The sequence below is a fragment of the Tistrella arctica genome (genome assembly GCF_039630945.1).
In the GTDB taxonomy this organism is placed as follows: domain Bacteria; phylum Pseudomonadota; class Alphaproteobacteria; order Tistrellales; family Tistrellaceae; genus Tistrella; species Tistrella bauzanensis.
In genome coordinates this window covers 272,357-294,588 of the sequence record NZ_JBBKTV010000006.1, presented here as the reverse complement: position 1 = coordinate 294,588, position 22,232 = coordinate 272,357, and the positions used below count along the sequence as shown (strand labels likewise).

Here is a 22,232-nt window from a genome sequence, read left to right as displayed (position 1 = left end):
GTTCCTGTGCATCGAAACCGCCGCGCGGCTGTCATCGGCGCGTCACCGCCCGTGTGATAGAGCGGACACATGGATGGGGCGTGGAGGTCGAGATGGCTGGACGGGGCATATTCAAATCGCTGCGGGTGCGGATTCTGGTTCTGGGGAGCGGGATCCTGATCGCCGGCTTCGGCATCGCGGCCGGCTATGTGCTGCGCACACAAGAGGCGGCGGCGGAACGCAGCGCCGGCCATATCCTGGCCGAGACCGCCGCCCGACAGGCGGCGGTGGTGACGGCCGAGATCGGCCGGGCGGTCGCCCTGGCCGAGACCATGGCCGCCGGCCAGACGGGTATGGTCGCCGCCGGCATCACCGATCGCGCGGCGCTGGCGGCGGCCCTGCATGGTGTGATCGCGGCGGAAGCGGGCATCGTCGGTGGCGGGCTGGGCTGGCAGCCGGGCCTGCCCGACGGCCGCGATGCCGATTTCAAGGGCACCCCGCTTGGCGATGCCGATGGCCGGTTCGTGCCCTATATGTCGCGCACGGCCGAGGGCGGGGTCGCGGTGGAGCCGCTGATCATGGACGAGGCGGCTGATGCCTGGTACGGCGCGCCGATGCGGGCCGGGCGCAGCCTGGTGACCGAACCCTATCTCTATCCGGTGGCCGGGCGCGCGGTGCTGATGACCACCGCCGCGGCGCCGGTGTTCAAGGACGGCCGGGCGGTGGGGGTGGCCACTGTCGATCTGGGGCTGGATGATCTTCAGGCACGGATCGGCGCGGCACAGCCCTTCGGTGCCGGGCAGGTGACCCTTCTGTCGGCCGATGGCATCTGGGTGGTGCATCCCGATGACGCACGCCGGGGCGGTCCGGCCACGGAGCCGGCGCTTCGCGAGATCTTGACGGCCGCGAGCGACGGGCCGGTCGAGCGCCGGCTGGATGGCGCCGCGGTCGCGGGCCCTGCCGGACCGGTGATGGTCCGGGCATTGCCGGTGGATCTGGGCGAACACGATCGGGATGGCACCGCCGCGCGCTGGACCGTGCTGGTGACCGTACCCGAGGCCGCGGTCTTCGCCGAGGCCTGGGCGGTGGAGCAACGGCTTCTGATCGGCCTGATGGCGATCGTGACCGCGGCCGGGCTGGCGCTGTTCTGGATGGGGCATGCGGTGGCGCGGCCGATCCGGGGCCTGACCGGGGTTATGGGCCGGCTGGCCGATGGTGACCGGCGGGTCGAAGTTCCGGCGACAGCGCGTGGCGACGAGATCGGTGCCATGGCCCGGGCCGTGGTGGTGTTCCGCGACGGGCTGGCACGGGCCGACGAGATGGATGCCGAGGCGGAGCGTCGCCATGCGCAGCACGAGGCCGAGCTTGCCGCCGAGCGCCAGCGTATCGCCGATGCCTTCGAGCAGGATACCGGCCGGATGCTGCGTGATCTGGTGGCTGCGGCTGGTCGCATGCGTGACACATCGGGTGAGATGGGCCAGATGTCGGCCAGTTCGATCGACGGTGCCCGGGCGGTGGATCGGGAATCCCGCGCGGCCGCCGCCAATGTCCAGACCGTGTCGGCGGCGGCCGAGCAATTGACCGCGTCGATCGGCGAAATCGGCAGTCAGGTCGCCCGCGCGCGTGGTGCCGCCGACCGGGCGGTGGACGAAGCCGCCACCGCCGACGGCCAGGCGAAACGGCTGGCCGAGACCGGGCGGGTGATCGGTCAGGTGGTGTCGCTGATCGGCGACATTGCCGGCCAGACCAATCTTCTGGCCCTGAATGCCACCATCGAGGCGGCACGCGCCGGCGAAGCCGGCAAGGGCTTCGCGGTGGTGGCGTCGGAGGTGAAGGCGCTGGCCGACCAGACCGCGCGGGCGACCGCGAATATTTCCGGCCAGTTGGGCGAGATCGAGGGCGCCGCCGCCGATATGGGGTCCGCCATCGACCGGGTGACCGTCAGCATCCGCGAGATGCACGAGATCGCCCTGACCATCGCATCGGCGATCGAGCAGCAGAGTGCGGCCACCGCCGAGATCGCCCGCAATGTTCAGGAAGCCGCCACCGCCACCGACCGGGTCTCGGAACGGGCAAGCGAGGTCGGCCGCGCCGCCGATCGCACCGGTGATGCCGCCGATGCCGTGCTGGGCGGCACGGATGCCCTGACCAACACCATCGACCAGCTCGACCGGGCGGTGCAGGACGTTCTGGCCGGGATCCGCGCCCGCTGACCTGCGGCGGGATCAAAACTGTTGACGGGCAAGCCCGCCATCCCGCAGGCTTGCCCGGTTCGTTTCATCGCGCGACATCCGGTCGATGCGCGCCATCAGGGAGAAGGAGGGCCGTCATGATCACCGATATCCACACGTCCTTCCGCGCCCGGATGCCGGCTCGTGCCGCCATGACCTGTCGCCCTGATATCGCCTCACGCGTATCGGTATCGGTATCGATTGCCCGAATTTGCCGCCCGGTCTCTGCGGAGGCCGGGACCGGCGCGCCCATTTTGCGCCGGCAAAATCTGACAGGCACCGCCTGACCATCCGGTTTCCCGGCCGCGGCTGATCGCCGCTGTCGCGCCGCCCGGATGGGGCGGCACGATCCGGAAGACCGACAATGACCGATACCCTCGATACCACCCTCGACAATCATGCCGCCAGCCACGGCACCAATCATGGTGCCGCAGCACCGGTGCTGCTGCCCGAAACCGCGTTTCCCGCCCGCCGCGACCCTGTGGCCGAGGCCGCGCTGGTCGCCGACTGGCAGACAAGGGCGCTGCATCGCCGGGTGCATGATGCCTGCGCCGGCCGGCCGCGCTGGGTGCTGCATGACGGCCCGCCCTATGCCAATGGCGACATCCATATGGGCCATGCGGTCGACAAGCTGTTCAAGGACATGCTGGTCCGTGCCCGCCGGATGGCCGGCTATGATGCGGTGCTGGTGCCGGGCTGGGACTGCCATGGCCTGCCGATCGAATGGGCGGTGGAAGATGAGATGCGTGGCCAGGGCCGCCAGCGCCGCGACATCGACCCGGCGGCATTCCGTGCCGCCTGCCGCGCCCGCGCCGAACACTGGGTGGCACGCCAGGCGGATGGCTTCCGCCGCCTGGGGGTGCTGGCCGACTGGGATCATCCCTATCTGACCATGAGCGCCGAGGCCGAGGCGGCGATGGTCGCCGAGCTGCACCGGCTGCTGGCCGATGGCCGGGTGTTCCGGGCAAGGCGCCCGGTGCTGTGGTCGGTGCCCGAGGCAACCGCGCTGGCCGATGCCGAGGTGGTGTACAAGCCCGCCCCATACCGGTCGCTGACCTTCCGGATGGCGGTGGCGGCCCATGAAGGCTGCCCGGATCTGGCGGGCGCCGATCTGCTGGTCTGGACCACCACGCCCTGGACCCTGCCCGCCAACCGGGCGGTGGCGGCGGCGGCCGATGCCGATTACCACCTGCTGCCCCTGTCCGATGGCTCGCGGGTGCTGGTCGCGGCGGCGGTTGCAGATGCGGTGGTGGCGCAGACCGGGCTTGCGGCAGGCCTGCCGCTGATGACACTGACCGGTGCGGCCCTGGCCGGCGCGGTGCTGCGCCACCCGCTGGCGGCGCTGGGCTATGGCCCGACCGTGCCGCTGCTGACCGCCGGTTTCGTCGAGACCACCGCCGGCACCGGATTTGTGCATGTGGCGCCTGGGCTGGGGCCGGATGATCACCGGCTGGGCCTGGGCCATGACCTGCCCGTGGACGTTATCATGGAGGCAGACGGGCACTATTGCGCCGGGCTGCCGGCCTTCGGCGGCGCGGTGGTGATTGACGAGCGGGGCCTGCCGGGCGATGCCGACGATCGGGTGATCCGGGCCCTGACCGATCTGGGCCGGGTGGCGCATCTGGGCCAGGGCGTGCACGACGCGGCCCATAGCTGGCGGTCGGGCGCGCCGCTGGTCTGGCGGGCGACCGACCAATGGTATCTGGCGATCGACGACGATCTGCGTGCCCGCGCCCGCGCGGCTCTGGAACGGGTCGCCTTCCTGCCGCCCGAAACCCGCAACCGGATGCTGGCGATGCTGGATGGCCGCCCCGACTGGTGCATCAGCCGCCAGCGTGCCTGGGGCGCGCCGATCGCCCTGTTCGTGCACCGACGGACCGGCGCGGTTCTGGATGACCCGGCGGTGCTGGCCCGCAGCCGCGATCTGATCCTGGCCGGCGGTGCCGAGGCATGGTTCGCGGCCGATCCGGCCGAGGTGCTGGGCGCCGATCTGCCGGAGGGAGGCCATGATCCGGCCGATTGGCTGCGGGTGGATGACGTGCTGGATGTGTGGTTCGAAAGCGGCTGCACCCATGGCTGGGTGGTCGAGGGCCGCTTCGGGCTGGGCACGATCGCCGATCTGTGCTCGGAAGGGTCGGACCAGCATCGCGGCTGGTTTCAGTCGTCGCTGATCGAGGCGGTGGCCACCCGCGGCCATGCGCCGTTCCGCGCCCTGCGCACCCATGGCTTCGTGCTGGACGATGCCGGGCGCAAGATGTCGAAATCGGCCGGCAACGGCGTGTCGCCACTGGATGCGGCCGATGCATGGGGCGCCGATGTGCTGCGGCTGTGGGTGGCTGCATCGGATACCGCGCGCGATGTGCGCTTCGCCCCTGAGACCATGCGGTTGCATGCAGAAACCCTACGTCGTATCCGCAACACCCTGCGCTGGATGCTGGGCAATCTGGCCGCCGCCCCGGCGGGGCTCGTGCCGCCGGCGGACCGGTTGGAGCGGCCTGAGAGGCTGCTGCTGTCGCGGCTGGCCGAGATCGACGGGGCGTTGCGCGACGATCTGGACGCGACCGATCCGGCGGCGATGCTGGACCGGCTGGTGCGGTTCTGCACGGATGATCTATCGGCCGGCTGGTTCGCGGTGCGCAAGGATGTGTTGTATTGCGACGCGGCAACCAGTCCGCGCCGGCGGGCGGTGGCGGCGGTGCTGGCGCGGGTGTTCAACCATCTGGTCGCCTGGATCGCGCCGATCCTGCCCTTTGCCGCCGAAGAGGCATGGCGCGCCCGCTGGGGGGATGGCGCCGGCAGCGTCCATGAGCGGCTGTGGCCGGCGGTGGACCCGCTTTGGCTGGACCCGGGCTCGATCCTGGCCAATCGTCATCTCGACGGCCTGCGCGCCACCGTCAGGGCCGCGGCGGAACCGGCCCGCCGTGCCGGGCAGATCGGCCGGCTGGACCATGCGGCGCTGACCCTGCACCTGCCCGGGGCGATGGCGGCCGATCTGACCACGGCCGAGCTGCGGCTGTTGCTGGGGGTGGCGACCCTGACCGTGCACCGCGACGCGGGAGACGGTCAGCCGCGGGTGGTGGGTCTGGAGCGGTCGACCCGCCCGGTCTGCCGACGCTGCCGCCAGCCGGTGGCGGTGCTGGTGGCGCCGCGCGATCTGTGTCCGCGCTGCGATGCCGTCGGCTGAACCGGCAAGGCCGGGGGCGCGGCTGGACCGCGCCTCCTTGGCCGCTTAAGCTTGGGCCATGTCCGAGCGCCTGATCGATCCGCTGCCCGATGAGCCCGACCCTGCCGGCGCCCGCCATGACCTGTCGGGGCTGGAGGTGGCGCGCGCGCGCACCATTGCGCGCCTGCCGCTGAACGCTTTGCGGGCCTTCTCGGCGGCGGCACGCACCGGCGGCATGGCGGCGGCGGCGAACGAGCTTGGCCTGACGCCCGGCGCCGTCAGCCAGCAGGTGAAGACCCTGGAGGACCGGCTGGGCCTGAAGCTGTTCGACCGGTCGGCCCGCGCCGTGCGGCTGACCCCCGTCGGCGCCGATCTGGCCGAGGCGGCACAACAGGCGCTGGACCGGCTGGCCCATGCCTATGAACGCGCGCTGGCGCGCACGGCACCCGACGTGCTGACCGTGGGTGTGCCGCCGAGCTTTGCCAGCCTGTGGCTGGCACCAAGGATCGGTGGCTTTCTGAAGGCACGGCCGGATGTGGCGGTGCGGCTGGATTCGCAGCGCCACCACGTCGATCTGGCGCGGGGCGAGGCCGATATCGCGCTGCGCTGGGGGCGCGGCGTCTGGCGCGGGCTGGTGGTGGTGCCGCTTGGCCGCCAGCGGTTGATGCCGGTGGCGGCGCCGGATGTGGCGGCGCGCCTGCATGCCCGGCCCGATCTGGTTCCGGCCGATCTTCTGGACGAAACCCGGCTGCATTTCGCCGAACTGGATGACTGGGGCTGCTGGCTGCGCGCGGCCAGGGTGCCCACGACCTGCGTGCCAACGACCCGTGTGGCGGCGGCGGCCATGGATGCGCGCCCGCTGACGGGGCCGGTGTTCAGTGAAAGCACCGCGGTGATCGAGGCGGCGGAGGCCGGCCAGGGCATCGCCATCGGCCGGCCGTTCCTGGTGGCCGATGCGGTCGCGGCCGGGCGGCTGGTGTCGCTGTTTCCGGCGATCGAGGCCGATGATGGCTGGGGCTATTATCTGGTCGCCACCGAAACCGCCCTGCGCCGGCCGGTGGTGGCGGCGTTCCGCGACTGGCTGCTGGCCGAGGTTGCCCGCACGCCGGACATGGCCTACACGCCGGACATGGCGCGCACGCCGGCGGCGACCGGCGCTGCCTGATACGGGTGATATCAGGCCTGGCCGGTCCAGTGCCGCCAGACCGGCCAGGCCTCGACCAGACCGGCGAAGCGGCCATAGCCTGCGGCATCGGGATGGGCGCCATCACCCGCCGCAACCTCGGCCATCCACACCGGATCGGCCGCCAGCGCATCGAAAACCGGCAGCCAGGGCACGTCCAGATGATGGCAGACCGGTGCCAGCGCATCCGACAGCGCGCGGATGCGCAGATTGGTGTCGGCCTCGCCCGCGGCGATCGGCGGCGGGCCGATCATCAGCACCGGGCGCCGGGCACTGGCCACCCTGAGGATCGCCTCGGCATTGGCGAGGCTTTCGGCCATGGCGATACGGGTGCCGAACGGTGTGGCGGCGTCGGTGCGGTCATTGACCCCGAACGAGAACACCAGCCGGCCATCGATGCCGTCAGGCAACCGGGTGCGGGACTCGGCGATCCAGCGTTCGGCGATGTCGCGGGTGGTGTCGCGGCGCACCCCCAGATTATAGGCGGTGAGGTCCAGCCCCCGGCCGCGGGCGGCGGCGGCCACCCGCCCCACCCAGCCCAGGCAGGCGCTGTCGCCGGCACCGGCCACGAAACTGTCGCCGATGAAGCAGATCCGCATCTGGTGCGGCTGTCCGGCACCGGCCGGTCCATTGTGCGTGCCACGGGGCATCGTCGTCATGCGCATGCGATCCTGGTCAGCGCGGCACGGTCGGTGAGGGTGATCCGGCCATAGGCGCGGATGATCAACCCGTCACGCGCCCAGGTGCCGAGCAGGCGGTTGATGGTCTGGCGCGAGGCGCCAAGCATGTGGCCCAGTTCTTCCTGCGGCAGATGCAGGGCGATGCGGGTGGCGGCGCCGTCGGGCTCGCCATAGGCATCGGCCAGGGCCAGCAGCCGCTTGGCCAGCCGCCGGTCCAGCGGCAGGAAGGCTTCGTCTTCCAGCGCCGAAAAGGTCATGCGCAACCGCCGGCACAGCAGCACCAGAAGCTGGTGCGACAGCGTGGCATGGTCGGCCAGCAGCCGGTGGAAGGCCGGCTTGGGCACCACCAGCAACTCGGTCTCGCCCAGGGTGACGGCATCATGGGTGCGGCGGCCGCCATCGATCAGGGCGATCTCGCCGAACCACTCACCCGGTTCAAGCACCGCAATGATCAACTCGCGACCGTCATTGCCGGCGGATGCGATGCGCACGGCGCCGGACACGATTCCGAACAGGGCGTCGGCCTCGTCGCCCTTGGCATGGATCAACTGACCATCGCCCAGACGACGCCGGGTTCCCGCCGCCGCCAGCAGACGGGCGGCATCCTCGGGCAACCCGGTCAACTGAATGCCGGCATCGACGGGTGCCTGATCGGACGGTGGCGGCGCGGGCATGACGAACTCGACGGGATGAGGGGGGCGCGGTGGCGGGTGACTGTCGCATCGAAGACAGACCGTCCATCGGCCTGACAGTACCATGTTTGTCCCGGAACCGGCTTCCGGGCAAGGCACCGAATGTGTTGCCGGCCGAGAATGACGAACGCGACCGCCCCGTGGGGGCGCCGCTGCCGCACCCGAGGGAGGACGATTTCCGCGATGAACGCGATCCGAGGACATGACGATCCGGCCGCCCGCGCCGGCTTCAGCCGCATGCAGGAGGGCACCGCCGAAGACTGGGCCCGTATCGCCACCAGCTTCCGCGCCTATGCCCGCGCCCTGCCCGACCGGGTAATGGCGCATCTGAAGCTGCTGGATGGCGATTTCGGCGGCTTCCCCATCGACCGCCTGCATCATTCGCTGCTGACCGCGACGCTGGCCCATCAGGCGGGCGAGGACGAGGAATACGTGGTTTGCGCCCTGCTGCACGATATCGGCGATACGCTGGGCAGCTATAACCATCCGGATGTGGCGGCGGCGATCGTGAAGCCGTTCGTGTCGCCCGACAATCACTGGATGGTCGAGAAGCACGGGCTGTTCCAGGGCTATTATTTCTTCCACCATATCGGCCTGGACCGCGACATCCGGGAACAGTTCCGGGGCCATCCGAATTTCGACCGCACGGCCCGGTTCTGCGAGGTCTATGACGCGCCGGCCTTCGATGCGGCGGCCGATTGCATGCCGCTGGAGGCGTTCGAGCCGATGCTGCGCCGGGTGTTCGCAGCACCCAGGCAGTCGGTCTACAAGGCCGCGATGGAGGAGGTTGCGTGATGACCGTTCAGCAGACACCAATGATGGCGCCGGCGAGCGAGGCCAGACGCCCGGCCACCGAGCCCGCACCGATGAGCGGCGCCGCCGCGCGCTATGGCAACCTGCCGCGCGCGCCCCGCTTCGAGCGGGTGGAGGATGCCCGCCTGCATGCCAAGCAGAGGCTGGCCGCGGGCTTCCGGATCTTTTCCCGCTTCAATCTGGATGAAGGGGTTGCCGGCCATATCACCGTGCGCGACCCCGAACATCCAACCACCTTCTGGACCAACCCGTTCGGGGTGCATTTCAGCCAGATCAAAGTGTCGAACCTGATCCGGGTGGATGAAGACGGCAATGTCGTGGATGGCGACGCGATCTGCAATGCGGCGGCTTTCGCCATCCATTCGCGCATCCACAAGGCGCGCCCCGACGTGATGGCCGCGGCCCACAGCCATGGTGTCTATGGCCGGGCGTGGTCGACACTCGGCCGGCCGCTGGACGCGATCACCCAGGATAGCTGCGCGTTCTGGAACGATCACGCGCTGTTCGACGATTTCGGCGGCGTGGTGGTGGAACTGGACGAAGGCGACCGTATCGCCAACGCCCTTGGCAACAACAAGGCCGCTATCCTGCAGAATCACGGTCTGCTGACGGTGGGCGGCAGCGTCGACGAGGCGGTGTGGTGGTATGTCGCCATGGAGCGCTGCTGTCAGGTGCAGTTGATGGCGGAAGCTGCCGGCACGCCCAAGGTCATCTCGGACGACTCGGCGCGACAGTCCTATTCCGTGGTCGGCTCCGCCCAGGCCGGCTGGTTCCAGTTCCAGCCGCTCTATGCCCGGATCGTGAAGGAACAGCCCGACCTGCTGGACTGAACCGCCTGATCTGCATGGGGTGAGGGCATTGGCTCGTCTGCGTGCATGCACCGTTTCGCCACCGGCGATGGTTGCAGCCGCAGGCGCGCCCATCTGGCTAAGGGAGCGAGCGGCGATGACCGCCGGTCGCATCCCGAACCGGAGGCCTTGGAAGATGACTGATCACGATTCGGATCTGGCAAGTCTGGTGCCACCTGTGACCGTCACCCGGCGCGGCTTCACCCTGGGATCGCTGGCCGTGGGTGGCGCCATGGGCATGGGTTTCGCCGTGGCGGCCCTGCCGGTGCGGGCGGAAACCCGCGTCACCACCGACGCGACCGGGCTGGACGAAGGCCGGTTCACGCTGCCGGTCGCGGGCTTCGACGTGCCCTGTTATTCGGCCCGGCCGGCCGGCGGCACCATGTTGCCGACGGTGCTGGTGGCGCCTGAGATCTTCGGTCTGCATGAACACATCGCCGATGTCTGCCGACGGCTGGCCCATCAGGGCTTTCTGGCGGTGAGCTTCGATCCCTTCGCCCGGCAGGGCGACGTGGCGACGCTGCCGAACGTTCAGACGATCATCTCAACCGTGGTGTCGAAGGTGCCGGATGCCCAGGTGATGGCCGATCTGGACGCGATCGCGGCCCATGCCGGGTCGACGCTTGGCGGCGACCCGACGAAGCTGGGCATCACCGGCTTCTGCTGGGGCGGGCGCATCACCTGGCTGTATACCGCCCATAACGATGCGGTGAAGGCCGGGGTGGCCTGGTATGGCCGGCTGGTCGGTGCGGCATCCGATCTGACCCCGCGCCAGCCTGTGGATGTGGCGGGCGACCTGTCGGGGCCGGTGCTGGGCCTGTATGGCGGCGCCGATAGCGGGATTCCGGTCGAGACGGTGGAGCAGATGCGTCAGGCCCTGGCCGCCGCCGGCACACCCGCCGCCGCGTCTTCGGAGATCGTGGTCTATCCCGACACCCCCCATGCCTTCAATGCCGATTACCGGCCAAGCTTCCGGCCCGAGGCGGCGGCCGATGGCTGGGCGCGCTGTCTGGCCTGGTTCCGCGACCACGGCGTCGCCTGACGGCACGCGCCGCTATCATCGTGCCGGCGGCGGTGCGGCAGGGACATGAAGGCTGCTCCGCCGGCTGGCGATGAAGTCCAGGAAGGCGCGCATGGCGAGCGGCATCTGCCGCCGGCTGGGATAGTACAGATACCATTCCGGAATGCGGGGCGACCAGTCGTCGAGCACCTGCACGACCGTGCCCGCCTCCAGGAAGGGACGTGCGTAGCCGTCGAGCACCCAGCCGAGGCCGATCCCGTCCTGCGCCGCCCGCATCACATGGTGTGCGCTGCTGACCGTCAGCCGGCCCTCGGGTGCTATGGCGACGGCGCGCCCCGCCTTTTCGAACCGCCAGTGGAATAGCGTTCCGCCAGGGAAGCGCTGGCGGATGCAGTTGTGGCCGGTCAGGTCGTCGGGCGTGGCGGGCGTGCCGTTCACGCGCAGATAGCTGGGCGCGCCCACCACCACATAGCGCAAGGGCGGGCCCAGCGGGATGGCGATCATGTCGCGCGCCAGTTCCTCGCCGAATCGCACGCCGGCATCGAAGCCGCCATCGACGATATCGACCTTGGCGGCGTCGCTGATCAGTTCCAGCGCCACATCCGGACAGGCATCGAGAAAGGCTTTGGCCAGAGGCTGCAGGACAAAGTCGATGGCCGGGTTGGGTGCGTTGATGCGGATGGTGCCGGCTGGCCGGTGCCGGAAGCCTTCGATGTCGTCGACGGCCTCCGCGACGTCGCGCAGGGCCACGCGCAGCCGGCGCAGAAGCTGCTCGCCGGCGTCGGTCGGGGCCACGCTGCGGGTGGTGCGGTTCAAAAGCCGCACGCCAAGACGTTCCTCAAGGTTCCGGATCGACTGACTGAGCGCCGAGGCCGAGACGCCCCGCTCCGCCGCGGCCTTGCGGAAACTCCGCGCATCCGCCACAGCGGCGAAGACCTCCAGTTCGGCAAGGTTGGGACGTTTCATTGTAAACCTGTTCTAATCAGATCGATAAGAACTGAGCATATTATCGAACAATCTCAACCGTTCCATCATGTCTCAGGGAAAACGTCCGGTCCGGCGCCGGCGCATGGCCGGCGCCGTCTGACCGCATCATCCTGAGGACTGATCAATGGCTGGCCTGACCGTCAATGGACGTGGCGTCGACATCGATGCCGACCCGCAGACACCTCTGCTCTGGATTCTGAGGGAACATCTGGGCCTGACCGGCACCAAATACGGCTGCGGTGCGGGCGTTTGCGGCGCCTGCACGGTTCACCTCGACGGCGAGGCGGCCTTTGCCTGCCAGGTGCCGCTGGACGCGGCCACAGGCCGTGCCGTGACCACGATCGAGGGCCTGTCGCCCACGGGCGAGCATGCGCTGCAACGCGCCTGGATCGCCGAACAGGTGCCGCAATGCGGTTATTGCCAGTCCGGACAGATCATGCAGGCGGCAGCCCTGCTCAGCACCAATCCGCGGCCGGCGCGCGCGGAGATCGTCGATACGATGTCGGCCAATCTGTGCCGGTGCGGCACCTATCTGCGGATCGTGAAAGCCATCGAACGCGCGGCAGAGGAGGGCTGACCCCATGACCATCACCGCCAGCATGACGCGCCGTGGCTTCCTTCGCGGCACCGGCGCCCTGACCTTCGCCGTTCTGGCCGATGGCGCGATCCGGGTGTTCCGACAGGGCGCGCAGGCGCAGGGCCCGACCGTCACCCCGGCGCCGGTCAATGCCTGGGTCAGCATCGCGCCGGATGACGCGGTCACGATCCGTTTCGCCGCGACCGAAATGGGGCAAGGGGTCATGACATCGCTGCCGATGATCCTGGCCGAGGAACTCGATGCCGACTGGTCCCGGGTCCGCGTGGCCCAGGTCGATCAGGACAATTCGGCGATCTATGGCAATCCCAGGACCGGGGGCATCCTGTTCACGGCAGGCAGTTCCTCGGTCGAGGGTTATTTCGACGTCATGCGGCGTGCCGGCGCCGGCGCGCGGCGGATCCTGATCCATTCGGCCGCGGCGGCCTGGGATCTGGCGCCGGCCGAACTGGCCACCGAGGCCGGCGCGGTCGTATACCGGCCCGGCAATCGCCGCCTCAGCTTCGGGCAGATCGCGGCCCTGCCGCGGCTCGTGACCGACGTGCCCGCGATCACCGATGCCGATCTGAAACCGCGTGCCGCCTATCGCCTGATCGGCACCGATCCGGGCCGGCGCGATATTCCGGCCAAGACCCGGGGCGAGACGGTCTATTCGATCGATGTCCGCCTGCCCGAGATGGGCTATGCCGCCCTGCTGCATGCGCCGGTGGAGGGGGAAGCGCCGGCGACGGTCGACGATGCCGCCGCGCGACGCGTGCCGGGGGTGATCGAGATCATAACGCTGCCTGGTGCGGTGGCGGTGGTCGCGACGCGCTGGGAGACAGCCCTTCAGGCCCGCGATCTGCTCGATGTCACATGGACGACGACCTCGCCGTTCCGCGATGCCGACAGCGCGGCCGATCTGGCGGCGGAGGTCGCCGCCGTTCGCGATCCCGCCCGGTCTGGCACCGCCTGGGAAACCCGGGGTGACGTGGCGGCCGGGCTCGGTGCCGAGGGTGTGCGGGTGGTCGAGGCGGTCTACACGACCGAGCATGTCTATCACGCGCAGATGGAACCGCTGGCCGCGGTTGCCGCCGTCGATCCCGATGGCCGGGGCGCCGAAGTGTGGCTTGGCACCCAGAGCCAGACGCTGTCCATCGCCGCCGCCGCCCAGACATTGGCGACGACGCCCGACCGCATCCGCTTTCACGCCATGCAGATGGGTGGCGGATTCGGGCGCCGGACATTCTTTGCCCGCGATGTTCTGCGCGACGCGCTGCTGCTGTCCAAGGCGGTCAAACGACCGGTCAAGCTGATGTGGACGCGCGAGGATGACGTCAAGAACGGCTGGCTGCGGCCCGCGACCGCCCACAGGCTTGAGGCGGCGCTCGATGGCGACGGGCGGGTCGTGGCCCTGCGCCATCGCGTCGCCAGCCCGTCCATCCTGGCCTTCGCGGCACCGCCGCGCTGGGCGTCGGCCAATAACCGCGACCTCCTGGTGATGGAAGGCACCGAGAGCCACGATTATGACATCCCGGATTTTCTGGCCGAGCATGTCATATCCGAGCGGCGCGCGCGGGTGTCGGCCTGGCGGGGGATCGGCTGGGGGGTGAACTGTTTCGTCCGCGAAGCCTTCATCGACGAATTGGCCGAGGCCGCCGGGGAGGGCCCGGTCGGGTTCCGCCAGCGGCTTCTGGCCGGCAGCCCGCGCGGGCGCGCGGTTCTCGATGCGGTGGTGGCCATGTCCGGCTTCGGCCGGGCGCCGCAGGGCCGCGCCCACGGGCTGGCCTTCGCCGGCTACAAGACCACATTCGGGGCCGGCGTCGCCGAGATTTCGCTCGACCGGTCATCCGGCCGGATCCGCGTGCACCGCTTCTGGGCCGCGGTCGACGCCGGCCTTGCGATCCACCCGAAGAATCTTGAGGCGCAGACCGAAGGCGGCATCGTGTTCGGCTTGTCGGGCCTGCTGAAAGAACGCATCACCATCGCCGGCGGGATGATCGAGCAGAACAACTTCTATGATTATGAGCCGATCCGCATGAACGAGGTGCCCGAGATCGCCATCCGCATCGTTCCGTCGGACGCGGCCCCCTCAGGGGCGGGCGAGATCGGGGTGCCGATGACGGGTGCCGCCGTCGCCAACGCCATCTTTCAGTTGACCGGCAAGCGGATCCGCGACATGCCGTTCACGCCTGAGCGAATGATGGCATTGATGCAGGCATAAGGCGGGGCGGGCTGGCGGCGGGTTTTCAATTCAGGCTGGCGGCGCCGTGCAGGCGGTTGCCGGCCCCAACTGCCCCACGCGCCGGGCGATGGTGTTGGCGCGGCCCTGGATGTAGCGGGTTGGCTCGCCCGCCGACCAGCGGCGCGGATTGGGCAGCACGGCGGCCAGCAGTGCCGCCTCTCGGGATGTGAGGGCGGCGGCGGGCTTGTCGAAATGGGTCTGGGCCGCTGCCTCCGCGCCGTAAAGACCCGGCCCCCATTCGGCCACGTTCACATAAAGCTCGATGATCCGCCATTTCGGCCAGGCCAGTTCGATCGCATAGGCCAGCGGCACTTCAAGCGCCTTGCGCAGGAACCCGCCGCCCGGCCACAGGAACAGATTTCGAGCGGTCTGCATGCTGATCGTGCTGGCGCCGCGCAGGGCCTTGCCCCCGCGCCAGTCGTCGATCGCCACCCGCACCGCCGGCCAGTCGACCGCGCTGTGGTTGCAGAAATTATTGTCCTCGGCAGCGATGGCCGATTGCGGCAGGCTGCGCGCGATCTCGTCCAGACCGCGCGGGCGATAATCGATCCGGCCTTCATCGATCAGGCGGATCAGCATCAGCGGGGTTGCCGGCGGATCGACCCAGCGATAGGCGACCAGCATCGCCGCCCATACCGCGAGCACGGTCAGCAGAACCGCGCGCAGAACCCGCCACAGGCGGTGAAGCACGGGATGTAACTGGCGGCGCAGCCATGTTGCCAGCGGCCTCGGCGCAGGGGCGGGCATCTTCCTCCAGATCGGCATCGGGAACCGCGGAAATGAAACCGTGGCCCAGAATGCCGCAGCCGGGCGCCGGCGTCGAGCCCCGGGCGGCGCGCGCATGCCCGCGACCGGATCTGCCGTAAGCCTTGCGTAAACCCGGGTTGATCTGTGCATGATTGGTGACTTCCGGTTCTGATTGCCACGGGTCATGGTCGGGCCTGTCTCCACGACCGGCCCCCGCGCACCGGGTGTGTCGGAGTGTCCCCGCAGACCAAGGAAACATCCAGATGCAGCGTCTCAGAACCCGTGCCACCACCGATGGTGCCGCTGTGGCGCGCCTGACCGCCCTGCATCGCCGGCTGCTCGCCGGTGCTGCCGCGACGGTGATGGTATGGGCGGCAGCACCGGCGGAACGCCCGGCCCATGCGGCCGAGGTGCCGGCCGATGATGGCGACACGACGCTGCGCCTGGAACGTCTGTCGGACCTTCCAACCACCGTGCGTCTGGCCGTGGGCAAGGCCCGGCTGGTCGAAACCGGCCGGCCGGCCGTGCTTGGCCGCGATCAGGGCTGGACCTTCGCGAATGACGGCTTGGTTCTGTCGGAAGGCGACGGCGTGCGGATGGCCGGCGACAGGGTGGAGAACAGCGCCGGCGCGGTGATCCTGGGCCGTCGCGGCGTGGTGCTGGGCGGCGACGATGCCACCGGCACCCTGTCGGTGGACAATGCCGGCACTGTGCTGGGCGCGGGTGGCCCGGGTGTGCGGATCACCGGAGAGGCCGCGCGGCTGGTCAATCGCACGGACGCTCTGATCGGTGGCATCGGCGGCCGTGCCGCCGTGCTGCGCGGTGGCGAGACCAGCGTCGACAATCAGGGGCGCATCACCTCGTCCAGCCATGTCGGCCTGAAGATGACCGCCGATGATGATGCGTTGCTGGAGAACGGCCAGACCGGCCTCATCATCGGCACCGGTCGCGGCGCGGTTGTGGATGGCCGTGCCGTCACGGTGGTCAATGACGGCGCCATCGCCGGCGCCCGGCCGGCTGACGATCAGGATGGTGCGGCCCGTGACGCGCTTGGTCTGCTGGCGCGCGGCGATCAGGTGGTGGTGGTGAACAGGGCGACCGGGCTGGTCGTCGGCGACGATCAGGGGCTGCGTGTCCTGTCGGACCAGGGCGCGTTGATCGACAATGCCGGCGTCATCGGCGGGCTGGACGGGGATGGCGGCGACGGCACCATCCGACTGGTCAATCGCGACACCGGCGTGGTGACGGGCGGCAACGGCACTGTCCTGGCGGGAGCTGCGGTCGAGATCGACAATGCCGGCGCGTTCCTGGCTCCGGACAGTAGGATTTCACAGCCGATACTGTCGGTTTTTGACAGCGACGAGACCCGGATCATCAATCGCCTTGGCGGGGTGATCGACGGGAGCAGCATCGGCATCGACGTGACCGGCGGCGATGTCGAACTGATCAATGACGGCTTTATCAGATCCGGCATCCAGGATGACAGCGGGCTTGGTGGCCTGGATATCGGGGTGCTGATCACCGATGCCGAGGACGTGCTGATCGAGAATGACGGCCGGATCGAAGGCGCCTACGGGATCGCGGTCTTCACCGCCGACGAGGTCGAGATCACCAATGACAGCGCCGGTGAAATCCACGCCGGCTATGGCAATGCGGTCGCGGTCGAGGCCGATATCGTCCGGGTCGGCAATGAGGGCCTGATCCAGAGCGTGTTCGAGACCGGCGTGGAGGTGGTCGCCGGCGCGTCGGGACTGGTCGAGAACACCGGCGTGATCCTTGGCGGAGAAACCGGCGTCTTCGGCGCCGCCGATGTGATGACCGTCCACAATCAGGGCGTCATCACCGCCGGCCGCGAGGATGACGACGACCGGGATCCGGTGGCCGTGGATCTGACCGGCGGCGCCGTGAGATTGGTGAACGACCATGGCGGTGTGGTGTCGGGCGATACCGGCGCGCTGCTCTATGGCGTCGACCGTGCCGCGATCGACAATGCCGGCATCATCAGTGGCGGCGAGATGGGCCTGATCATTCAGGGCGGGACGGCCGGGATCGTCAATACCGGCCGGATCGAAGGCGCGGCCGGCGCGGGCATCGTGAGTGTGGCGACAGGCACCACAAGCATCGTGAACGCCGGCATCATCACCGGGGCCGTGGCCGGCGTCGCTGCCGACGGCATGATCGCCATCGACAATGCCGGCACCATCTCGGCCGGCGGTACGGCGATCTCTGCGACTGGCGGCACGGTGACCAACCACGCGGGCGGAGAGATTGCCGGCGCGGTTGGGATCTCGGCCAGAGGTGACGATGTCGGCATCGTCAACGCCGGCGGTTTGATAAGGGGCGATCAGGTCGCCATCGCCGTCGAGGGTGACGCTACTCTTGTGGATAACGCTGCCGGGGCCGAGATCACCGCCCAAGGCGATACGATCGACCTGAAGGGAGAGGCACTGATCGTCAATGCCGGGACCATCCGGTCGACCGGCGCGGTCGCGATCATCGTCGAAGGCGACGCCTTGGTCGACAATGCGGAGGGTGGTGTTATCGAAGCCGCGGGGCCGGCAATGATCCTGGCGGGGGTGACCTCGCTGACCAATGCCGGGCGGATTTCCTCGACCGATCCCACATTTGATGGTGACGACGACGACGGGGTGGCGGTCCTGGCCGGCAGTGGCGGGCTGATCGTCAATACCGGCGTGATCGACAGCGGCGCCGGTGCGGTGTCGATCGGTGACGTCGACACCGTAACCGGCCCGGCGGAACTGGAGACGGTCATCGCCAATGACGGCCTGATCCTGGCTCATGGCAATGGCGCCGCGCTGGGTGCTGATGTCGAGGGCGCGGTCGCGGTTGCCAATTCTAGCACGATCGCGGCGGAAGACGGACCGGCGGTCGACCTCGTGGCGGCCGATATCCTGCTCGGCAATGGCGGCACGATCGCAAGCGAAGGCGGCACCGGCGCCAGCCTCGCGGCCGATATCGTGTCGGTGTCGAACGCCGCCGGGGCGCTGATCGGCGGTGGCGATATCGGCCTCGCCATTCAGGGCGGGCGCGTCGATGTCGCCAATGGCGGTGTGATCGCCGGCGCCGCGATCGGGCTGGCGGTCGGCGGTGATGTGGTGACGGTCGACAATCAGGGCGAGATATCGGGCGAGACCGGTGTGGTGCTGCGCGAAGCCCCGGATGGCGAAGGGGATGGCGTGGCGTCAGAGCTGACCCTGGTCAATCGCGGCACGATCGATGGCGGCGTGGTCTTCCAGGGCGGGGATAGTAATTTTGCCGATATCGGCGGCACGGTGGCGGCGGACGAGGCTGGCAGGGCGGTGGTCTTCGCGGATGGCGCCGGCACGCGCGATCTGATCGTGGAGGCCGGCGCCGCGATCGGTGGTGACATTCTGGCCGGCACCAACAACACGCTGGAACAGGCGCGGCTGCGACAGGACAGTGTGGCCCGGTTCAGTGGCGCCGGCCGGTTCGAACACGATCTTCAGGGCTTCGGCCTGATCGACAAGACCGACGCCGGCACCTGGCGCCTCGATGGTGATCTGCTGGCAGCGGCATTCGATATCACCGGCGGCGGTGTGGCCCTGAACGGTCATTATACCGGTGACCGGTTGAGCGTCGGTGGTGCCGGCACGCTGTCGGGCACTGGCCGGATCACCGGCGAACTGATCAATGCCGGCACGGTGGCGCCGGGCAATTCGATCGGCACGCTGACCGTCACGGCTGACTATACCCAGACCGGCACCGGCACATTGGTGATGGAATACGCCGATGACGGCGCCGGCGGCGCGCTGACCGACCGGCTGGTGGTGGGCGGTGCCGCTGATATCCAGGGCGGCACCCTGGCGCTGACCTCGTTCGACGGATCGACCCCGCGCTATGCCAGCGCCGAGTTGTTGACCGCCGCAGGTGGCGTGACCGGCGGTTTCGACCGGGTGGAGACCGATCGCGCCGGTCTGCTGGGTGGGGTGCTGATCGAGGGTGACGTGATCTCGCTCCGGCTGGTCGATACCGCCAACGGTTTCCGGGCGCTGGCCGAAACCGAAACCGCCCGTGGCGTTGCCGGCGTGCTTGAGGCCCAGGCCCTGACGGCGACCGGCGACCGCGATGTGCTGCTGACCCAGCTTGCCGCTTTGGATGATGCCGGTGTCGCGGCGGCGCTGGGCGATCTGGCCGGCACCGAATATGCCGGCCATTGGCGGTATCTGCGCAGCACCGGCCGGGCCTTTGTCGATGGCGCGGCCCAGGCCGGTCGCGCCGGCCATCGCGGCGCCTGGATCACCGGCTTCGGCAATGCCGGCCGGACCAGCGGCGAGGATGCGGTGGGCGATGTCCGCTGGCGCAGCACCGGCACCGCCGTCGGCATCGACTTCGCGGTGGGCGAGGATGCCCGTCTGGGGCTTGCGGCCGGTGTCACCGACGGCCGGATGTCGGCCCGCGACCGCGATGCCGACATCGACACCACCGGCTGGCATGTCGGCGCCTATGGCGCGGTGCCGGCGGGGCCGGTGATGCTGGATGCGGCGGTGGCCTTCACCCGCGCCAGTTCCGATGCCAGCCGCAGCATCAGCGGCATCGGCCGGACGGCATCCGGCAGCTTCGATACCGACCAGATCACCGCCAGCGTCGGGGTGTCGACCGATATCGTCGTGCCTGGGGCAAAGCCGGGCACGCCGGAGGCCGCGGCCGGTGCGCCGGCCTGGACAGTGACGCCGATGCTGCGGCTGACCTTCGATCATCAGCGCAGCGATGACGTGACCGAGACCGGCGCGGGTGCCGCCTCGCTGCGGGTGGAGGGTGCGACGGTGCAGGGGCTGGAAGCCTTTGCCGGGTTGCGCTTCGGCGCGAGCTTCGGCGATGCCGCTGCCGGTGACGTCGTGGTCCGGCCCAGCTTCACCCTGGGCATCGGCCAGGAACTGCTCGACCGCGACAACAGCCTGATGGCCAGTTTCGCCGATGATCCGGCGAACCGGTTCAAGGTGAACGGCGTGTCGCAGGGCCGCACCACCGGCCGCTTCGGCGCCGAGGTGGCGGTGGATGTGGCGGCCGGGGTGACGATCGGCGCCGCCTATGCCGGCAGCATCGACGAGACCGGCGACGATCACCGCCTGACGGCGGGCCTGCGTCTGTCGTGGTGAGGCACCGGTTGACCGGGTGACGGACCGGTCAGTCCGCCGCGGCCCTGGCGGCCGCGGCGGCGCGGCGCGCCAGCGGGAAGATGGCGCAGGTGGTGGTGGCATGGGCATAGAGCTTGCCCGCCGCATCGGTCAGGGTCGCCTCGGCGGTGGCGAAGCTGCGGCCGACATGGATCACCTTGCCCTCGGCGCGCATGCGGCCGGTCTGGGCGGTGACCGCGCGCAGATAGTTCACCTTGATCTCGACGGTGGTATAGGCGCTGCCGGCGGCGAGCGTGCTGTGCACGGCGCAACCCAGCGCGCTGTCGAGCATGGCGGCGATCCAGCCGCCATGAACCGTGCCGATCGGGTTGTAGTGGTCGACCAGCGGCGTGCCCGCGAACACCGCGCGGCCATGTTCGACCGCTTCGGGATCGAAATTCAGCGTGGCACCGATCGGGGGCCGGGGCAGGGCGCCTGAGATCAGGCGCTGAAGCATCTCAAGCCCGCTCAATCCTTCGATCTGCTCGATGCTGGCGACGCCGACATTGCGGCTGTCGGTGGTGTCGGCGGCGGCGGCGATTTCGGTGGTCATGGCGGGGCGGGCTCCATTGAAGGCCTGTCTGTTCAGACAGGGATACCGCGCAGCAGCATGACCGGCAAGCGCTGGCAGAAGAGGCTGCGGCGCCGACAGCACCCGATCTGGCAGCGCCTCGCCTGGCAGCCCCCAAGGCCATGTGGCGCACCGATATGGTGTCCCTGTCTCCACAATACGGTATGATGGTGGCTGGTGAACGAGGTGGCAGCGAGGGCGGATGGTGCGGCACCGGAAGACCACACTGTCGAGACTGGGCGTGCTGTGCGCACTGGCGCTGGTGGGCATACTGGCCGGCTGTGCCGGCGGTGAGGATGATCGTGATGTCATCGCGGCAGCCTCGGTCCCGAAGCCTGTCGACGATGCCGACGATGTCATCGTCGCCCTGGACGGCGTTGTCCATCCGGATCTGGTGTATCTGCCGCCGGTGGCAGTGGATCCGATGCGGTTTCCCCGAGGCCGGGTGCCGGTATCGGCATTGTATGACCGGCTGCCCGATCTGGGACGCTGCGATCCAGGCCTACTGAAGGCGGCGGAACGACAGCGCGTGCTTGAACAGGTGAACCACGTCCGCGCCCTGCACCGGTTGCCACCGGTGCGGTATGAGCCGGCCGATGATGCGTCGACGACGGCGGCCGCCCTGATCATGGCGGCCAATGCCGCGTTGACCCATCAGCCCACCTCCGACGCGCTGTGCTGGACCGAGGCCGGCGCCGAGGGTGCGCGAACCAGCAATCTGGGGCAGCACTCCCAGAGTGGCGGCTATGCGCAACATGTCGTGCCATCGGGCATCGACCTGTGGTTGATCGATGAGGAGGTGGCCGGGCTTGGACACCGGCGCTGGCTGCTGATGCCGGCGCTGGACACGATCTCCTATGGCCGGGTGATCGGCAGACCGCCAGGTCGGCCGGACGTTCAGCTGTTCTCGGCCGATGCCATCCGTGTCGTCGGCCCCCGTCAGGACATCAGCCAACTGGGCACCGCGGTGATCGCCTATCCATTCGGCGACTATCCACGGCACTTGTTCCCCTCGGACAAGGTGGCGCTGTCGGTCAGTATTCTGGCCGATCGCGGCCCGCATGGCGACAATGGCCGTGGCGTGGTCGATTTCGACCGGGCGGTGATCCGGGTGACGGGGCCGGATGGTCGGGCGCTGCCGGTTCGCGACGTGAGGCAGGATTATGAAGGATTCGGCCTGCCCAACGTCCTGTACTGGAAGCTCGACGGTGTGCAGTCAGGCGTGCAATATCAGGTGGAGATCCGCGACATCCGGGTGTATGGCGTGTCGCGGGTGGTGGCCTATCCGTTCCGGCTGATCGCGACCGGGGCGCCGGGCTGACCCGCCGGTCGTGATCGGCAT

Annotated in this window: 16 protein-coding genes; 11 read left to right on the top strand and 5 right to left on the bottom strand. The window is 69.3% G+C overall.

The features are described 5' to 3' along the window. Nucleotides 1-92: 92 nt before the first annotated feature. The 4 genes from WG924_RS15360 to WG924_RS15345 all read left to right on the top strand — a co-directional run bounded on the left by WG924_RS15360 (nucleotide 93) and on the right by WG924_RS15345 (nucleotide 6,538). The gene (locus WG924_RS15360; protein ID WP_345933928.1) at nucleotides 93-2,192 is read left to right on the top strand and encodes a methyl-accepting chemotaxis protein; all 2,100 of its coding nucleotides are present in this window, start codon (nucleotides 93-95) and stop codon (nucleotides 2,190-2,192) included. A gap of 116 nt (nucleotides 2,193-2,308) precedes the next feature. Then, entirely contained in the window at nucleotides 2,309-2,497 is a 189-nt protein-coding gene (locus WG924_RS15355; protein WP_345933927.1) for a hypothetical protein, read from the top strand. A 77-nt stretch (nucleotides 2,498-2,574) separates the two neighbouring features. Further along, complete coding sequence (gene ileS / locus WG924_RS15350; RefSeq protein WP_345933926.1) at nucleotides 2,575-5,394, top strand: isoleucine--tRNA ligase; 2,820 nt, start codon at nucleotides 2,575-2,577, stop codon at nucleotides 5,392-5,394. A gap of 58 nt (nucleotides 5,395-5,452) precedes the next feature. Continuing rightward, nucleotides 5,453-6,538, top strand: coding sequence for a LysR substrate-binding domain-containing protein (locus WG924_RS15345; protein ID WP_345933925.1), 1,086 nt, complete (start codon nucleotides 5,453-5,455; stop codon nucleotides 6,536-6,538). A gap of 11 nt (nucleotides 6,539-6,549) precedes the next feature. Here the strand turns inward: WG924_RS15345 and WG924_RS15340 are convergent, their stop codons facing one another. Together WG924_RS15340 and WG924_RS15335 are read right to left on the bottom strand one after the other, a co-directional pair. Further along, a complete protein-coding gene (locus WG924_RS15340; protein ID WP_345933924.1) occupies nucleotides 6,550-7,215 on the bottom strand; it encodes a GDSL-type esterase/lipase family protein in 666 nt (221 codons plus the stop codon). Then, nucleotides 7,212-7,910 carry a Crp/Fnr family transcriptional regulator gene (locus WG924_RS15335; protein WP_345933923.1) on the bottom strand — a complete coding sequence of 233 codons (699 nt, stop codon included), beginning with the start codon at nucleotides 7,908-7,910 and terminating at the stop codon, nucleotides 7,212-7,214. The genes WG924_RS15340 and WG924_RS15335 overlap by 4 nt, the downstream gene beginning before the upstream one ends. Before the next feature lie 201 nt (nucleotides 7,911-8,111). On the opposite strand from WG924_RS15335, the gene WG924_RS15330 reads away from it, so the two are divergent. The 3 genes from WG924_RS15330 (at nucleotide 8,112) to WG924_RS15320 (ending at nucleotide 10,631) form a co-directional block, all read left to right on the top strand. Next, a complete protein-coding gene (locus WG924_RS15330) occupies nucleotides 8,112-8,723 on the top strand; it encodes an HD domain-containing protein (protein WP_345933922.1) in 612 nt (203 codons plus the stop codon). Nucleotides 8,724-8,743: 20 nt separating this feature from the next. Continuing rightward, nucleotides 8,744-9,571 carry a class II aldolase/adducin family protein gene (locus WG924_RS15325; RefSeq protein WP_345934136.1) on the top strand — a complete coding sequence of 276 codons (828 nt, stop codon included), beginning with the start codon at nucleotides 8,744-8,746 and terminating at the stop codon, nucleotides 9,569-9,571. Nucleotides 9,572-9,725: 154 nt separating this feature from the next. Continuing rightward, nucleotides 9,726-10,631 carry a dienelactone hydrolase family protein gene (locus WG924_RS15320; protein ID WP_345933920.1) on the top strand — a complete coding sequence of 302 codons (906 nt, stop codon included), beginning with the start codon at nucleotides 9,726-9,728 and terminating at the stop codon, nucleotides 10,629-10,631. Between the two features lie 15 nt (nucleotides 10,632-10,646). Here WG924_RS15320 and WG924_RS15315 read toward each other — a convergent pair whose 3' ends face one another. Beyond that, nucleotides 10,647-11,576: a LysR family transcriptional regulator gene (locus WG924_RS15315; RefSeq protein WP_345933919.1), complete on the bottom strand. Its 930-nt coding sequence runs from the start codon at nucleotides 11,574-11,576 to the stop codon at nucleotides 10,647-10,649. A gap of 145 nt (nucleotides 11,577-11,721) precedes the next feature. Between WG924_RS15315 and WG924_RS15310 the strand changes: the two genes are divergently transcribed. Together WG924_RS15310 and WG924_RS15305 are read left to right on the top strand one after the other, a co-directional pair. Next, nucleotides 11,722-12,174, top strand: coding sequence for a (2Fe-2S)-binding protein (locus tag WG924_RS15310; RefSeq protein WP_345933918.1), 453 nt, complete (start codon nucleotides 11,722-11,724; stop codon nucleotides 12,172-12,174). A 4-nt stretch (nucleotides 12,175-12,178) separates the two neighbouring features. Beyond that, on the top strand, nucleotides 12,179-14,395 hold the full coding sequence (locus WG924_RS15305) for a xanthine dehydrogenase family protein molybdopterin-binding subunit (RefSeq protein ID WP_345933916.1): 2,217 nt from the start codon (nucleotides 12,179-12,181) through the stop codon (nucleotides 14,393-14,395). Nucleotides 14,396-14,425: 30 nt separating this feature from the next. Here the strand turns inward: WG924_RS15305 and mtgA are convergent, their stop codons facing one another. Continuing rightward, complete coding sequence (mtgA, locus tag WG924_RS15300) at nucleotides 14,426-15,163, bottom strand: monofunctional biosynthetic peptidoglycan transglycosylase (RefSeq protein ID WP_345933915.1); 738 nt, start codon at nucleotides 15,161-15,163, stop codon at nucleotides 14,426-14,428. 263 nt (nucleotides 15,164-15,426) lie between these two features. Between mtgA and WG924_RS15295 the strand changes: the two genes are divergently transcribed. Continuing rightward, nucleotides 15,427-20,301 carry an autotransporter domain-containing protein gene (locus WG924_RS15295; protein ID WP_345933914.1) on the top strand — a complete coding sequence of 1,625 codons (4,875 nt, stop codon included), beginning with the start codon at nucleotides 15,427-15,429 and terminating at the stop codon, nucleotides 20,299-20,301. 28 nt (nucleotides 20,302-20,329) lie between these two features. Here the strand turns inward: WG924_RS15295 and WG924_RS15290 are convergent, their stop codons facing one another. Beyond that, nucleotides 20,330-20,872, bottom strand: coding sequence for a PaaI family thioesterase (locus WG924_RS15290; RefSeq protein ID WP_345933913.1), 543 nt, complete (start codon nucleotides 20,870-20,872; stop codon nucleotides 20,330-20,332). A gap of 220 nt (nucleotides 20,873-21,092) precedes the next feature. Between WG924_RS15290 and WG924_RS15285 the strand changes: the two genes are divergently transcribed. Then, nucleotides 21,093-22,211 (top strand): CAP domain-containing protein, encoded by a 1,119-nt coding sequence (locus WG924_RS15285; RefSeq protein ID WP_345933912.1) that lies wholly within the window; start codon nucleotides 21,093-21,095, stop codon nucleotides 22,209-22,211. Nucleotides 22,212-22,232 lie beyond the last annotated feature (21 nt).